This is a genomic window from Nocardia sp. BMG111209 (assembly GCF_000381925.1).
In the GTDB taxonomy this organism is placed as follows: domain Bacteria; phylum Actinomycetota; class Actinomycetes; order Mycobacteriales; family Mycobacteriaceae; genus Nocardia.
In genome coordinates, this window is sequence record NZ_KB907308.1 from 1196809 (window position 1) to 1212446 (window position 15638).

At 67.8% G+C, this 15638-nt stretch carries 12 protein-coding genes; 7 read left to right on the forward strand and 5 right to left on the reverse strand.

What is annotated here, in order from left to right:
* Positions 1 to 25: 25 nt before the first annotated feature.
* The 5 genes from G361_RS0129200 to G361_RS0129220 all read right to left on the reverse strand — a co-directional run bounded on the left by G361_RS0129200 (position 26) and on the right by G361_RS0129220 (position 5387).
* Positions 26 to 1156 (reverse strand): acyl-CoA dehydrogenase family protein, encoded by a 1131-nt coding sequence (locus G361_RS0129200; RefSeq protein WP_019930679.1) that lies wholly within the window; start codon positions 1154 to 1156, stop codon positions 26 to 28.
* Entirely contained in the window at positions 1156 to 2352 is a 1197-nt protein-coding gene (locus G361_RS0129205; protein WP_036495580.1) for an acyl-CoA dehydrogenase family protein, read from the reverse strand. Before G361_RS0129205 ends, G361_RS0129200 begins: the two co-directional genes overlap by 1 nt.
* 54 nt (positions 2353 to 2406) lie before the next feature.
* Positions 2407 to 3189 (reverse strand): enoyl-CoA hydratase/isomerase family protein, encoded by a 783-nt coding sequence (locus G361_RS0129210; RefSeq protein ID WP_019930681.1) that lies wholly within the window; start codon positions 3187 to 3189, stop codon positions 2407 to 2409.
* 31 nt (positions 3190 to 3220) lie between these two features.
* Positions 3221 to 4168, reverse strand: coding sequence for an acyl-CoA dehydrogenase family protein (locus G361_RS0129215; protein WP_019930682.1), 948 nt, complete (start codon positions 4166 to 4168; stop codon positions 3221 to 3223).
* Positions 4169 to 4238: 70 nt separating this feature from the next.
* Positions 4239 to 5387 (reverse strand): acyl-CoA dehydrogenase family protein, encoded by a 1149-nt coding sequence (locus G361_RS0129220; RefSeq protein ID WP_036495582.1) that lies wholly within the window; start codon positions 5385 to 5387, stop codon positions 4239 to 4241.
* 97 nt (positions 5388 to 5484) lie between these two features.
* On the opposite strand from G361_RS0129220, the gene G361_RS0129225 reads away from it, so the two are divergent.
* From G361_RS0129225 to G361_RS0129255, 7 genes are all read left to right on the forward strand, one after another.
* Positions 5485 to 6291, forward strand: coding sequence for a FadR/GntR family transcriptional regulator (locus G361_RS0129225; protein ID WP_019930684.1), 807 nt, complete (start codon positions 5485 to 5487; stop codon positions 6289 to 6291).
* 212 nt (positions 6292 to 6503) lie between these two features.
* The gene (locus G361_RS0129230) at positions 6504 to 8114 is read left to right on the forward strand and encodes an SMP-30/gluconolactonase/LRE family protein (RefSeq protein ID WP_026343645.1); all 1611 of its coding nucleotides are present in this window, start codon (positions 6504 to 6506) and stop codon (positions 8112 to 8114) included.
* 177 nt (positions 8115 to 8291) lie between these two features.
* Positions 8292 to 9662, forward strand: coding sequence for an SRPBCC family protein (locus G361_RS0129235; protein ID WP_019930686.1), 1371 nt, complete (start codon positions 8292 to 8294; stop codon positions 9660 to 9662).
* 34 nt (positions 9663 to 9696) lie between these two features.
* Positions 9697 to 11523, forward strand: a complete 1827-nt coding sequence (locus G361_RS0129240) for an NAD(P)/FAD-dependent oxidoreductase (protein ID WP_019930687.1) — start codon at positions 9697 to 9699, stop codon at positions 11521 to 11523.
* A gap of 41 nt (positions 11524 to 11564) precedes the next feature.
* The gene (locus G361_RS0129245; protein WP_019930688.1) at positions 11565 to 12500 is read left to right on the forward strand and encodes an SDR family NAD(P)-dependent oxidoreductase; all 936 of its coding nucleotides are present in this window, start codon (positions 11565 to 11567) and stop codon (positions 12498 to 12500) included.
* Positions 12501 to 12502: 2 nt separating this feature from the next.
* Positions 12503 to 14212: a thiamine pyrophosphate-binding protein gene (locus G361_RS0129250; protein WP_036495583.1), complete on the forward strand. Its 1710-nt coding sequence runs from the start codon at positions 12503 to 12505 to the stop codon at positions 14210 to 14212.
* Positions 14212 to 15636: an aldehyde dehydrogenase family protein gene (locus tag G361_RS0129255; protein ID WP_019930690.1), complete on the forward strand. Its 1425-nt coding sequence runs from the start codon at positions 14212 to 14214 to the stop codon at positions 15634 to 15636. Before G361_RS0129250 ends, G361_RS0129255 begins: the two co-directional genes overlap by 1 nt.
* Positions 15637 to 15638: the final 2 nt, after the last annotated feature.

Sequence of the window (15638 nt, forward strand, 5' to 3'; positions counted from 1 at the left end):
CCGCGGAGGGCGGTTCGCCACATCCTCACGCATAGCGCCGCGACAGGCGGCGGCGGTGTTCAGCGGGTGATCCGTACAGCGACCGGTTCAGCATGGCGCGTTTGAGATAGGTGTGGATGCCGCTCTCCCAGGTGTAGCCGATACCGCCGTGCAGTTGCATTGCCTTACCGGCGATCTCGACGGCGGCGGTGCAGGCGTAGGACGCGGCCATCGCCGCGGCGGCGCCGTCCGCCGATTCGTCGGTCAGACCGTCGATTGCCGCGTCGACCAGTTTGCGGGCGATCGTGATCTGGACCAGCATGTCGGCGCAGGCGTGCTTGACCGCCTGGAAGGAGCCGATCGGCCGGCCGAATTGCTCACGGACGCGGGCATAGTCGACGGTGGCGTCGAGCATGGCTTCGCTCAGGCCCAGGCTGTCGCAGGCGATGGCCACGGCGGCCCGGTCCCGGAGGTACCGCAGCGCTTCGTACGGATTGTCGACGAAACGCCAGATCTCCTGCACCGCAACGTCATCCGCCGTGACCTCGGCGATGCTGCGGGTGAGGTCGACCACCGGCCGGGTGGTCACGGTGAGACCCGGGGCCGACGGATCGACGGGTACCACCACGGGAGTTCCGCCCTCGTCGAGGGCGAGTACCAGCAGGCGGTCGGCCGCCGGCGCGTCGAGCACGAAATCCGCTGTGCCACGGACGATCGTGCCACCGGCCGCCTGGACGAGCCGAAAAGGCGTGACGCTCGGGATGTCCGGGGCGCCGGCGGGCCCGCCGGATGACCGCGGTGCCGATTCCGCCGGGATGTCCCGGGCGCCGAACAGTTCGGCGTCGAACACCGGCACCGGCGTCGCGGCTCCCGCCACGGTGTCGCGCAGCAGACGATCGCGTTCGGGGCTGGGTTGCAGTTGTTCCAGGGTGGTGATGGCGAGGGCGGCCACGGTCGGGTACGGGCCGGGCGCGGCGGCGCGGCCGAATTCGTGCAGGATCACGGCGACCTCGGCGAAAGTGGCTTCCGCGCCGTCGTATTCGTCCGCGGCCTCCAGGCCGAGCCAGCCGGTGCGGGCCAGTTGCCGCCGGTCGAGCGCGGCCCCCGAATCGGCCGTGAGCAGTTCCCGTGCGACGGTGCGCAGTTCGTCGTGGAATTCGGAAAGATCTTCGGACATCAGTTACCTGCCGGTTCTCTGGGGAGGCCGAGTCCGCGTTCGCCGATGATGGTCCGCTGGATCTCGCTGCTCCCACCGGGAATGGTCCACTCCCACGACCCCACGAAATCCAGCACCCACGCACCGGACTCCCACCCGCCCGAGGACGGTTTACCCACCACCGACTGCGCGGCCAGCCCACCGATCTCCGCACCGAAACCGGTGAGTCGCTGCAACAACTCGCTGTAGAACAGCTTCACCACCGACGCGTCCGCCGCACCCGCGGTCCCCGCCTCGTGCCGCTCCACCACATCCCGGCACAACAACCGCAGACCCGCGATCTCCGTCTCGAACACCGCGAGCCGATCGGCCACCACCGCATCATCGATCGGACGACCACCATCACGTCGCGGCCGGCCGCATTCCTCGACCAGCCACCGGAACCCGGCATTGCCGAGCCGTTCGGCCAACTCCAGCATGGTCAAACCACGCTCCGCACCCAACGTGGACTGCGCCACCTGCCACCCCGTGTTCTCCGCACCGATCAACTGCGACACCGGAATCCGCACCTGATCGAGAAACAACTCACAGAAATGCGACTCCCCCGTCGCCTGCTTGATCGGCCGCACATCGATCCCCGGAGACCGCATATCCATCAGGAAATACGAGATCCCCTTCCGCTTCGGCGCATCCGGGTCCGTCCGCGCCAGCAGCAGACACCAATCCGCATGCTGCGCACCACTGGCCCACAACTTCTGCCCAGTGACCACGAACTCGTCACCCTCGCGGCGCGCACTGGTCCGCAGCGACGCCAGATCCGATCCGGCACCCGGCTCCGAGAAACCCTGACACCAGATCTCACCATCGAGGATCGCCGGAAGATGCCGCCGCCGTTGCGCTTCGGTCCCCGCGGCCAGCAACGTCGACGCCGCATGATGAATCGCCACGAACGCCAGCACCAACCGCGGCGCATCCGCCGCAGCCAACTCCTGATACAGCACAACCTGCTCCGGGACGGTCATCCCCCCACCGAACTCCTTCGGCCAGTGCGGAACCGCGAACCCACCCGACCGCAACGTCCGGAACCACTCCTGCTGGAACGCCACGAACTCCGTATCGGAGACACCGGTCTGCGCCGACCGCCACTGCGACGGCACATTCGATCGGCACCACTCCCGCACCCCCGCACGGAAATCCCCGGTCACCGTGCTACTCATCGCGGCACTTCCTCCCGCCACCGGCCTCCACCGCCACGGCCCGCTGCCCGGCCCTCATCGGTTGCTCGTCCGCTGCCGCAACGCCAGCAGTCGTTCCCGATGCTCGGCAGACTGCATCGACACCACCTCCGCAGCGAACCCCGCCTGCAACGGACCCGCCAACGCCTGCGACAAATACATGTTCACCACCCGCTTCGTCCCCCGCAACGCCTCCACCGGCTGCCCCGCCAACCGACCAGCCAACACCCGCGCCTCCCCCAACAACTCATCCGCAGGAACCACCCGCGACGCCAGCCCCAGCTGCACCGCCGTCACCGCATCGATCCGATCACCGGTGAACAGGAACTCCCGCGACCGCATGATCGGCGTCAGCAACGGCCACAACGCCGCACCACCATCACCAGCCACCAAACCCACCGCCACATGCGGATCCGCCAACGACCCCCGCTCCGACATCAACACCACATCACTCAACACCGCCACACTGCACCCCAACCCCACCGCCGCACCATTCACCGCCGCGATCACCGGCAACGGAAACCGCAACATCTCCTCCACAATCTGCGCACCCTCACGCACACTCTCATCCCGCGCGATCGGATCCTCCAGAAACGAAGTGATCCAATCCAGATCACCACCAGCCGAGAACGCCCGACCGGCACCGGTGACGATCACCACCTTCGCCTCGGCGTCCATCGCCAACTGCCGCCACACATTCGCCAAACCCCAATGCAGCCGCTCGTTCACCGCATTCAACTCACCCGGACGATTCAAAACCACCGTCCGCACCGGACCCTCACACTCCACGATCAACTCATCGGGAAGGTCATACTTCACGCGGTCACCCCTACTGCTCGGACAACGGAATTCATGCGCTCTTACTCTGCACGGAGTCGCTGAACAACCCCGTGAGCCCGTGCCGCCCCAGACGCCGGGTCAGTTCGTCGCGCGTCTCGGACAGGCCGGTGGGCAGGCGGCGCAGCGGCCGGCTGTACCGGGACAGCCACGACAGGGGCGACTCGTCGCAGAAGCCCAGGGCGCCGTGCAATTGATGGGAGACCCGGAAGACGATGTCGGCGGCCTCGATCGCGGCCAGCCGTAGCGACAGGGCATCGTCGACGGCGTCCGCACTCCCGGTCTGGAAACTCCACAGCGCGTACCGCGCCAGCATCTCCACGCCGCGGTGTTCCACTGCGGCATCGGTCAATTGGAACTGCACCCCCTGGAACTCCGCGAGGGTACGGCCGAACTGCTCACGCACCGTCACGTGCGAGCGAGCGAGATCGATGGCGCGGTCCAGCATGCCGAGCAGGGTCCAGCACGGCAGCAGCAGGCCCAGCGCCAGATCGCCCGCCGGATCACGCCGGGCGGGTCGCACGTCGAGCGCGGTCACGAACGCCGAATCACGCGGTGCGGTCTCGGCGGGCCGGGCGGTCGCGGATCCGGGTTCCTCCGCCAGAGTGATCGTGGCCCAACCCGAGTCGAGTCCGGCCACCACGCCGACGGGTTCGCGGGTGGAGATCACGATCAGCCCGTCGGCATCGGCGGGTCGCGCGAGACGTTCGGCCACGGGATACGGGAGGGCCCAGTAACCGGCCGAACGGCACAGCGCGGCAGCGGCTTCCAGTTCCGTGGCATCCTCGCGCGGCGCGAGCTCCCAGGCGCCGAGTCGTCGCAGCACCGGATCCACGAGTCCGGCACGGCCGGCCGGATCCCGCTCGGCCCGCTGCACCAGTTCGTCGCCGCCGGCGGACTCGAGTGCGCGCCGCGCCTGCAGGCCGAATTCCGTTGCTTCCTGGGACAGTTCGATGTTCACTGGTTCTCCCCCTTCGGGCGGGGCACGCTCGGGTCGCCGGATCGCGAAAGTCGTTGCGGGAATTCGCGGTTCACGTCGGCGCCAACAGGGATCGGGCGAGCAGGATCCGTTGCATCTCGATACTGCCGGAGGCGACGGTGGCGGCGTGCGCGTATTTCCAGTGGTCCTCCACCGCGCGGCGGAACTGCCGGTCCGGCTCGTCGCCCGCGGCCGCGAAGGTGGCGATCTCCGACAGCACGGCCGCGCTGTCCTGATCGAGCTTGGTCACCGCGATCCGGTAGACGGCGGCATCGGCGGGGGCGACCCGGCCGGAGCTCTGCAACGACAGCACCTGATAGGCCAGCAGTCGCGCGCGGCGGCAGTGGGTCAGCATCCGCGCCCAGCGGCCGCGCAGTTCGTCGGGCAGGGTCTCCCAGCGGTCGCCGAGCACCTCGGGGGCGGCGGTCAGCAGTCGCTCGCAGCGCGCGTACCGGGCGATGCCGACCCGTTCGAACGCCAGCACCTCCTGCACGACCCGCCAGCCGTCGCCGACCGTGCCGAGGACGTCGGCCTCGGTCGCCCGGACCCCGTCGAAGAACACCTCGTTGAGGTGGTGCGGCCCGAGCATCGCGCGGATCGGCCGCACCTCGATGCCGGGATCGGACATGGGCAGCAGAAAGACGGTGAGCCCCTGTTGTTTCCGCTCCTCGCGCGAGGTGCGGACGAGCAGGAAGCACCACTGGGCCATGGTGGCGTAGGAGGTCCAGATCTTCTGCCCGGACACCAGCCAGCCGTCACCGTCACGACGCGCCGAGGTCCGCAGCGACGCCAGATCCGAACCCGCGTCCGGCTCACTGAAGCCCTGACACCAGATCACCTCACCACGCGCGATCGGCGGCAGATGCTTACGCTGCTGCTCCTCGGAACCGTGCCGCATGATCGTCGGCCCGACCCAGTTCACACCCATGTACTGCGCGCCGCGCGGCTCGTGATGCGCCCACATCTCCTCGCGCACGGCCGTCTGCTCCCAGATCGACGTGCCGCGGCCGCCGAACTCCTCGGGCCAGGCCGCGCAGAGCAGTCCGTGTTCGGCGAGCAGCCGCGAAAAGCTTTGGGCCACTTCCAGATCCGCCGGGTCATCGGTGAAGGCGCCGAGATAGCCGGGGGGAATCTGCTCCTTCACCAGACGGCGCAGCTCACCGCGGAGGACGGTGGCGGCCTCACCCATTGTGAAGTCCATGGGCCGCACATTACGTTAATCATTGTAAGGATGGCAATATTTGTAACGCTCGTTCGGTGATGGTTAGACTCCGACACATGACCGACAGGCGGACTGCGTGACGACGGCCCGTCGCGGCCGCATTCCGCAGCGCCGCATCGCGGAGACGGTCGCGGCGGAATTGCGCACGCGGATCCTCGCCGGCGACGACGACTATCGGCTGCCCACCCAGGACCAGCTGGTCAAGGAGTTCGGCGTCAGCTACCCCTCGATCCGGGAGGCATTGCGCATCCTGGAGACCGAGGGCCTGGTCACGGTGCGGCGCGGCAATGTCGGCGGCGCCGAGGTGCACCGGCCCGACGAATCGTCGGCGGCCTACCACCTGGGCCTGGCCCTGCAGGGCGCCCGCGTCACGCTCGGCGACCTGGCCGCCGGCCTGCAGATGCTGGAACCGATGTGCGCCGCCGAATGCGCGCGCCGCGCGGATCGGCTGGAGGTGGTGGTGCCGGCCCTGGAGGCCGCCGTCGACTCCTCGGTCGAATTCGTCGGCGAGGGAGCACAATTCACCCACTCCGCGCGTGACTACCACGATCTGATCATCTCGTTCGTGCCGAATGCCACGACGCGCTACGTGGTGTCGAGCCTGGCCCGGCTGTGGTCGGCGCAGGAAGAGGCGTGGGCCGAGGTGCTGACCCGGCGCGGCGAATATCCCTCGACCACGGAGGCGGACGAGGCGGTGCACGCGCATCGCCGAATCACCGGGGCCATCGCGAACGGAGATGCCGCCGAGGCGTCGCGGCTGGCGCGCGCCCACCTGATCGCCACCCAGGCGATCGTGCTCGAACGTTTCGACGACGGTGTTGTCAATGCCTCCGCCGCGATGGCGCGGCAGGCGGTCCGGACCGGGCCACGTACCCGAATCTAGTACTGCCGCAACAGCTTTGGACACCCCGTCGCCGTCCGGTGGCGGGGTGTCGCCGTTCCGGGCCGCAGTCTAGACATCGACCAGCCACCTTTTCAAGTATTGCTATCCTTGTGAGGATTGAAGTAGCCTGACCCATCGATAGTGGCCTGGGTCACGAAACGCATGGATCAATCCCTGTCGCCACATCGTGGACACCGACGTTCTTCTTCAGCATGGGAGGCCCCGCTTTGGCACCAGGGGCGCGTTACGCCAGCACAACTTCGATCGCCCTTGCCGAGGGCTGGAGCGTGGAGCGGCTCACCCCGCCCAGTCGGCTCTTCGGCGCCAACGGACTGAGAACAGGTCCGGACGGCCGCATCTACGTGGCCCAGGTCAGCGGCAGCACGATCAGCGCACTCGACACCGCCACCGGCGAGATCGAGACCATCAGCGCCAAGGGCGGCGATATCGTCGCCCCGGACGACATCGCATTCGACCCGGCCGGCAACCTCTACGCCACCGAGTACTACGACGGCCGCGTCAGCGTGCGCGGCCCCGACGGCAGCACCCGGCTGCTGCGCGACGACCTGCCCGGCGCCAACGGCATCACCGTGTACCAGGGCCGGTTGTTCGTCAACGAATGCCGGGTGGGCGGTCGCCTGATGGAGCTGCCGCTCGACGGCGGCGCGCCGCGCATCCTGGTGGACAACCTGCCGTTGCCCAACGCCATGGAGGTCGGCCCGGACGGCTACCTCTACTACCCGGTGATGGGCACCAACGACATCTGGCGCATCGATCCCGAAGGGGGCGAACCGGAACGGGTCGTCGGCGACCTCGCCGGCCCCGACTCGGTGAAATTCGATCCCAACGGAAACATCGTCTCCACCCAGGCGGGGTCCGGACAGGTCCTGCGGATCGATCCGCGCACCGGCGACCGCCGGGTGCTCGCGAATCTCGCTCCGGGCCTGGACAACTGCACGTTCATCGGTGACCGGCTGTACGTCTCGAACTTCACCGGCGAGATCACCGAGATCCTCGCCTCCGGCGAGACCAGCACCACCCTGCCGGGTGGCCTGAGCTGGCCGCTGGATCTGACCGTCGGGCCCGACGGCGTGCTGTACATCGCCGACGGCACCCACCTGTACGCGCTGCGCTCCGGTACCCCCGAGGCGCTGGGAATGTTGTTCACGCCCAACTACCCCGGCCCGATCCGTGGCGTGATCGCCACCGGCACGGACGAATTCCTCGTCTCCACCGCCGCCGGCACGGTCGCCGTCTACCGGCCCGCCAAGGAGGAGACCGAGGTCCTCGCCGACGGCATCGACCAGCCCTACGGCATCGCGACCGGATCGGACGGCCGCATCGTGGTCACCGAATTCGGCGCCGCCGGACGGGTTCTGGCGTTGCGCGCGGGACAGGTCGAGACGCTCGCCAGTGGGCTGAACCAGCCCGTCGGCGTGGCCTTCGGACCCGACGACGCGGTCCTGGTGGCCGAGTCGGGCGCCGGCCGGGTGGTGTCCATCGTCAACGGCAAGGTCGACACGCTCGTCGACGGCCTGCAGACCCCGCACGGGCTGCTGGTGCGCGGCGGGCAGCTGCTCGTCGTCGACGCCGGTTCCAAGGATCTGATCAGCGTGGATCTCGGCACCAAGACCCGGCAGACGCTGGCGTCGAACCTGCCGGTGGGCGCGCCTCCCGGGGTCACGGCCAAGCCGCTGCTGGGCGTGCAGCCGTTCTCCGGTCCGCAGGGTCCGTTCACCGGCATCACCGCCGGGCCGGACGGCACCGTGTACGTGTCCGCCGACGCCGAGGGCAGCGTGCTGGCGCTGCGGGCGGAGGCCTGAGGTCGTGGCGGCCGACTGCTCCGATTCCGGTGATCGCATCGGCACCGGCGTCGGCCGCCCGGCGCAGAGTTTCGCGAGGTACGCGAAATCCTCTGCCTGCGAACAACTTACGAAACCGACCCAGCACGGCGCGGGCTGCCGCGCCGCCACCACGCGCTGAATCCACCGGGAGAAGCCATGACCGAAACCATCGAAAACGTTTCCGCAGCAGCCGAGCCGCTGTCGAGCCCGATGACGATCGGCGTGGAAGCGTACGTCTCCGAGGAGTACGCCCGCGCCGAAGCCGACAAACTCTGGTCCAAGGTGTGGCAGCAGGTCTGCCGGGTGGAGGAATTGCCGCGAATCGGGGATTTCCTCACCTACGAGATCCAGAACGAGTCGTTCCTGCTGGTGCGGACCGCCGACGACACCATCCGCGCGTATTACAACGTCTGCGCGCACCGGGGCCGGCGGCTGGTCGACACTCCTCCGGGCGCGCACGACGCCCGCGGGCAGCGCAAGCAATTCGTCTGCGGATTCCACGGCTGGCGCTACAACCTGGAGGGCCAGAACACCTTCGTCCCCGAACGCGAGGATTGGACCTGCGGTCTGAACGACCGCAACGATCGGCTCAATCCCGTCCAGGTCGACACCTGGGGTGGCTGGGTCTGGCTGAACATGGATCCCGACTGCGTTCCGCTGCGCGAATATCTGGAGCCGGCGGCCTCGCTGCTGGACCCGTTCCAGCTCGAGAACATGCGGTACCGGTGGCGGCGCTGGCTGACCTTCGACTGCAACTGGAAGGTCGCCTTCGAGGCGTTCATGGAGACCTACCACGTCCCCTACACCCATCCGGAATTCATGAATTTCGGCAATTTCCTCGGCTGGGGACGTAACCAGGGCCTGCACAGCAATATCGGCTACGACGCGCCGAAGGGTATGGAGGAGAACCAGGGCAAGCTGCGTATCGGCAGCGGGGCGGACGCCCGGCTGTCGACCGCGCAATTGCAGAATTTCACCTGGGAGAACGCCAACACCAACACCACCGAGACGATGGTCGAGGTGGCGAATCGGCTCGCCGACGAACTGCCGGCGGACACCCCGCCGGGCGAGGTGCTGCGGTACTGGCTCGACACCTGCCGCAAGGAGGACGCCGAGCGCGGCGTCATCTGGCCGACCGTCGATCCGGAGACGGTCGCCAAGAGCGGCACGTCCTGGCAGATCTTCCCCAATTTCCAGATCGGCCACGCGGTCAACAACATGCTGTGCTACCGATTCCGGCCCTACGGCTACGACCCGGACAAGTGCATCTTCGAGGCCGCGGTCTTCGAATTGTTCCCGCCCGGCGAGGAACCGGAGACGGAATGGATCTACACACCGGTCGGTGATCCGGGCTGGCGCACCGTCCTGCCCCAGGATTTCGACAACATGGCCGCGGTGCAGCAGGGCATGAAATCGCGCGGATTCTCCGGCCCCAAGCCCAATCCGTACCGCGAGCGCACCGTGGTGAGCCTGCACCACAACCTGGCCTCCTATATGGGCACCGGCGAACCACGCGACTTCGTGTAACGCCGACTTTTTCTTCAGCAACAAAGGATTTCGAATGCAGAACTGCGCACCCACGCAGACCCCCGACGTCGACCAGGAAGCCCTGCGCGCGAAGTACCTCGCCGAGCGGGACAAGCGCCTGCGGCCGGAGGGTCAGCAGCAGTACCTCGAGGCCGAGGACGAATTCGCCGATTTCTACGAGGCGGATCCGCACACCCCGGTGACCCCGCGCGATCCGATCACCGACGAGATCGAGGTCGTGATCCTCGGCGGCGGTTTCTCCGGACTCATCACCGCGCACCGGTTGCAGCAGGCCGGGGTCACCGATTTCAAGATCGTCGAACTCGGCGGTGACTTCGGTGGCGTCTGGTACTGGAATCGTTACCCGGGCATCCAGGTCGACTCCGACTCGTACTGCTACCTCCCGCTGCTCGAAGAGACCGGCTTCATGCCCAAGGAGCGGTTCTCCCACGGCGACGAGTGCTACGAGCACGCGCAGCGCATCGGCAAGCATTTCGGCCTGTACGAGCACGCGATCTTCCACACCCTGGTCCGCTCGCTGGCCTGGGACGAGGAGATCAAGCGCTGGCGGATCGGCACCAACCGCGGCGACGAGATCCGCGCGCGTTTCGTCGTGATGTGCCAGGGCCCGTACAACCGTCCGAAGCTGCCCGGTATCCCCGGCATCAAGGATTTCAAGGGTCACACCTTCCACACCGCGCGGTGGGACTACGAGTACACCGGCGGCGATCTGCACGGCGGACTGGACCGGATCGCCGACAAGAAGATCGCCGTGATCGGCACCGGCGCCAGTGGCGTGCAGGTGGTTCCGCATCTGGCGCGGGGCGCGAAGCAGCTCACCGTATTCCAGCGCACGCCGTCCTACATCTTCGAGCGCGACAACTACGACACCGATCCGGAATGGGTGAAATCCCTGACCCCGGGCTGGCGGGCCGCGCGGCAGCGCAACTTCCACAACGCCGCGTTCGCGTTCTACTCCCCCGGTGAGCCGGACCTGATCTGCGACGGCTGGACCGAGGTCGCGCGCAACCTGGCCGCCAAGCTGGACGCCACCAACGGCTGGGCCGCGCTGGCGGATCCGCTGAAGTTCCTCGAGCTCAAGGAGATCGAGGACTACCGGTCGATGGAGCGGCTGCGGCAGCGCATCGCCGAGGTGGTGCAGGATCCGCAGACCGCGGAGACGCTGAAGCCGTACTACCGCAACATGTGCAAGCGGCCCGTCTTCAACGACGACTACCTGCCGACCTTCAACCTCCCGAACGTCACCCTGGTCGACGTCTCGGAGCAGAAGGGCGTCGAGCGCATCACCGAGAAGGGTGTCGTCGCCAACGGTGTCGAGTACGAGGTCGACGCGATCGTGTTCGCCAGCGGCTTCGAGATCACCACCGCGCTCGAGCGTCAGCTCGACATCAAGCCGATCGCCGGCCGCGGCGGGCAGTCGCTGTACGAGCACTGGGGCAAGGGTTTCCGCACCCTGCACGGCGTCACGGCGCACGGCTTCCCGAACTACTTCGCCACCGGATTCATCCAGGGCGGCGTCACCGCGGCGACCACGCTGATGTTCGAGCAGCAGGCCGATCACATCGCGTACATCATCAGCCAGACGGTGGCCCGCGGCGCGAAAGTGGTGGAGCCCACCGAGGAAGCCGAGGAGGGCTGGGTCCAGACGGTACGCACGTACTCGATCGACAACAGCCAGTTCACTTCCGAGTGCACCCCCGGCTACTACAACAGCGAGGGTGAGCCGAACGGCCGCTCGTTCCTGGGTGATCCGTTCTGGGGCGGCTTCTACGTCCTCGAGGAACTGCTCCAGGGATGGCGCGACGCCGGCGAGCTCAAGGGCATGACCCTCAGCGAGTGATCGCCACCCCGACCGGAACCATTGTGTGAGAGGAATTTTCGTTGTCCGAACTCAGATTCGACGACCGTGTCGCCGTGATCACCGGTGCCGGGCGAGGGTTGGGGCGCTCGTACGCCGAACTGCTCGCCTCCCGTGGCGCCAAGGTGGTCGTCAACGACGCCGGCGGCACCATGCGCGGTGACACCGTCGAGAAGAACGTCGCCGCAGAGGTTGTCGACGCGATCGAGGCGGCGGGCGGTGCGGCGGTCGCCTCCACCGCGTCGGTGGCGACCGCCGCCGGCGGACAGGAGATCATCGACACCGCGCTGGACACGTACGGGCGCATCGACATCCTGATCCACAACGCCGGCAACGTGCGCTACGGATTGCTGACCGAGCTCAGCTACGAGGATTTCGACGCCGTACTGGACGTGCACCTGCGCGGCGCGTTCCACGTCTCGCGAGCGGCGTTCCCGCACATGGCGAAGGCCGGGTACGGCCGGGTCGTGCTGACCTCCTCGATCGGCGGCATCTACGGCGCGCAGGCGTGCGCCAACTATGCGTCCTCGAAGGCCGGCGCGATCGGGCTGTCGAACATCATCGCGCTGGAGGGCGCCGCGGTGGGGGTCAACTCCAACGTGATCCTGCCCTCGGCGCTGACCCGGATGGCCGAGGGCATCGACACCTCGGCCTATCCGGATATGCGCGCCGAGTTGGTCGCCCCCGCCGTGGCCTATCTCGCGCACGAATCCTGCACTCTGACCGGCGAAATGCTGATCGCCATCGCGGGCCGGGTGGCCCGCGCCTATATCGCCGAGACCCCGGGCGTGTACCAGCCCTCGTGGACGGTCGACGACGTCGCCGCCCGCATCGACGAAATCCGCAACACCGACAACTCGTGGCAGCTGCCGCCGGTGCCCTCGGGACAGGCCGACCACATCGGCCGCAGCTTCGCGATGGCCATCGCAGCGAACAACGCAGCCGCGGAAGGAAAGTGAGCATGGCGACCATCAAGGTTTACGAACGCATCCTGGAACTGTTCGAGGCCGAGGGGATCAACACGATCTTCGGTATCCCCGACCCGAACTTCGTGCACCTGTTCCTGCGCGCCGAGGAGCGCGGTTGGAATGTCGTTGCGCCGCACCACGAGGAGTCCGCCGGATTCATGGCGGAGGGCCTGTCCCGGCTGACCGGCAAGCCGGCCGTCGCCATCGGCACCCTCGGCCCGGGTATCGCCAACCTGGCGGGTTCGATCATGTGCGCCAAGGTGGAGAACTCGCCGATCATCTTCCTCGGCGGCCAGCGCGCCCGGATCACCGAGCAGCGCGTGCGCCGCGGCCGGATCCAGTTCGTGCAGCAGGCCGGACTGATCGAGAACTCCGTGAAGTACAGCGCCAGCATCGAATACGCGGATCAGGTCGACGAGATCATCCGCGAGGGCATCCGCACGGCCGTATCCGGCCGGCCCGGCCCGGTGTACATCGAATACCCCCAGCACGTGATCAACGAGGAGCTCGACCTCCCGCCCGTGCTCCCGCCGCACCGGTACCGGCTCGTCGGCCAGACCGCCGGAGCGGACAAGATCGCCGAAGCGGTGCAGTACATCCGGGCCGCGAAGCAGCCGGTGCTGCTGATCGGCCACGGCGTGCACACCTCGCGGGCCGGCGCCTCGGTCCGCGAGCTCGCGGAGCTCATGGCGGTCCCGGTCATCCAGACCTCCGGTGGCACTTCGTATATCGAGGGCCTCGAGGATCGCACCTTCCCCTACGGCTTCTCACCGTCGTCGATCGACGCGGTCGTGAACTCGGATCTGTGCCTGGCCATCGGCACCGAACTCGGTGAGCCGGTGCACTTCGGCCGCTGGCGGCACTGGGTCGCCAACGAGGACATCCGCAAATGGATTCTGGTGGAACAGGATCCGTCGGCGATCGGCGTGAACCGGCCGATCGACGTGCCGCTGGTCGGCGACCTGCGCGCGGTCGTGCCGCAGCTGGTCGAGGCGCTGCGCGACACCCCGCGCACCGCCACCCCGGACCTGCAGCGCTGGATCGACGAGGATGCCGCGCGGCTGGCCGACCTGGCCGAGACCGCGCCGTCGGGCCAGAGCCCGGTGCATCCGGCGCGCCTGATCGTGGAGGCCACCAAGGCTTTTCCCGCCGAGGGCATCATGGCTCGCGACGGTGGCGCCACCACGATCTTCGGCTGGACCTACTCGCAGGCCAAGCCGCACGACGTCGTCTGGAACCAGAACTTCGGGCACCTCGGCACCGGCCTGCCGTACGCGATCGGCGCCTCGGTCGCCGACGGCGGCAAGCGGCCGGTCATGCTGATCACCGGCGACTCGTCGTTCCAGTTCCAGATCGCCGAACTGGAGACCGCGGCCCGGCTGAACCTGCCGCTGGTCTGCGTCGTCGGCGTCGACTACCAGTGGGGCCTCGAAGTCGGCGTCTACAAGCGGACTTTCGGTCAGGGCTCGCTCGAGACCGGCGTGCACTGGAGCAAGGAAGTGCGGCTGGACAAGGTCGCCGAGGGCTTCGGCTGCTACGGCGAATACGTCGAGCGCGACGAGGACATCGCCCCCGCGATCAAGCGCGCCTACGCCAGCGGCAAACCGGGCGTCATCCACGTGGCCGTCGACCCGAAGGCGAACTCGGAAGAGATGCCGAGCTACGACGAATTCCGTACCTGGTACGCAGAAGGACAGCAGTAATGCGCGATTATCTGAAGTTCTACATCGGCGGCGAATGGGTCGATCCCGCGCAGTCCGACACCTTCGACGTCGTGAACCCGGCGACCGAGGAACTCGCCGGCCGGGTCGCACAGGGTTCGGCGGCCGACGTCGACCGCGCGGTCGCCGCCGCCCGCAAGGCATTTCCGGCCTGGTCGGCGACCGATCGCAGCGAGCGGCTGGATCTGCTGCGCAGCATCGAGGACGCCTTCGGGAAGCGCCGCGACGATATGGCCGCCGCGCTGACCGAGGAGATGGGAGCCCCGGCCGCACTGGCCGGCGGCTTCCAGCTGGATCTGGTGGTCGGGCATCTCGGCAAGGCGATCGAGGTACTCACCGACTTCCCGTTCACCGAGCAGCGCGGTGACCTCCTGGTCGTGCGTGAGCCGATCGGTGTGTGCGGCCTGATCACCCCGTGGAACTGGCCGCTGGATCTCATTGCGGTCAAACTGTTCCCGGCGCTGGCGACCGGATGCACGGTGGTGCTCAAGCCCTCCGAGCGTTCGCCGTTCACCGGCCAGGTGTTCACCGAGGTGCTGGAGTCCGCCGGCGTTCCCGCCGGTGTCTACAACATGATCCAGGGTGACGGGCCGAGCGTCGGCGTGCCGCTGTCCGCGCACGCGGACATCGACATGGTCTCGTTCACCGGCTCCACCCGGGCCGGTATCGAGATCGCCCGCAACGCGGCGCCTTCGGTGAAGCGGGTCACCCAGGAACTCGGCGGCAAGAGCCCCAACGTGATCCTCGACGATGCCGATCTCGCCGAGAACGTCGTCAAGGGCGTCGGCGCGGTGATGCTGAACTCGGGCCAGACCTGTAGCGCCACCACGCGAATGCTGGTGCCCGCCAACCGGATCGCCGATGTGATCGAGGCCGCGCGCGGGGCCGCCGAGGCGACCACCGTCGGCGATCCCACCGGTGACGCCGCCATCGGCCCGGTGGTGTCGGCCTCGCAGTTCGACAAGATCCAGTCGCTGATCCAGCAGGGCATCGATGACGGCGCCACGCTGGTCACCGGCGGTCCGGGCCGGCCGGACGGGCTGACCAAGGGCTACTACGTGAAGCCCACGGTCTTCGCGGACGTGAAGAACGACATGACCATCGCGCGCGAGGAGATCTTCGGGCCGGTGCTGGTGATCATCAGCTACGACAGCGTCGACCACGCCGTCGAGCTGGCCAACGACACCGAGTACGGCCTGGCCGCGAATGTGGCCGGGGCGGACCTCGATGAGGTGCGCGCGGTCGCCAAGCGCATCCGGGCCGGCTACGTCTCCATCAACGACGCCTTCGACTTCGCGTCCCCGTTCGGCGGGTACAAGAAGAGCGGAAACGGCCGGGAGTGGGGCGAATACGGTTTCCAGGAGTACCTGGAGATCAAGGGCATCCTCGGATACGGCCAGGCATAAGC

Excerpts from the sequence above, each read along its gene's own strand:
- G361_RS0129205 (WP_036495580.1), bottom strand. The coding sequence starts at position 2,352 with ATGAGTAGCACGGTGACCGGGGATTTCCGTGCGGGGGTGCGGGAGTGG.
- G361_RS0129220 (WP_036495582.1), bottom strand. The coding sequence starts at position 5,387 with ATGGACTTCACAATGGGTGAGGCCGCCACCGTCCTCCGCGGTGAGCTG.
- G361_RS0129250 (WP_036495583.1), top strand. The coding sequence starts at position 12,503 with ATGGCGACCATCAAGGTTTACGAACGCATCCTGGAACTGTTCGAGGCC.
- G361_RS0129230 (WP_026343645.1), top strand. The coding sequence starts at position 6,504 with ATGGGAGGCCCCGCTTTGGCACCAGGGGCGCGTTACGCCAGCACAACT.
- G361_RS0129255 (WP_019930690.1), top strand. The coding sequence starts at position 14,212 with ATGCGCGATTATCTGAAGTTCTACATCGGCGGCGAATGGGTCGATCCC.
- G361_RS0129235 (WP_019930686.1), top strand. The coding sequence starts at position 8,292 with ATGACCGAAACCATCGAAAACGTTTCCGCAGCAGCCGAGCCGCTGTCG.
- G361_RS0129240 (WP_019930687.1), top strand. The coding sequence starts at position 9,697 with ATGCAGAACTGCGCACCCACGCAGACCCCCGACGTCGACCAGGAAGCC.
- G361_RS0129200 (WP_019930679.1), bottom strand. The coding sequence starts at position 1,156 with ATGTCCGAAGATCTTTCCGAATTCCACGACGAACTGCGCACCGTCGCA.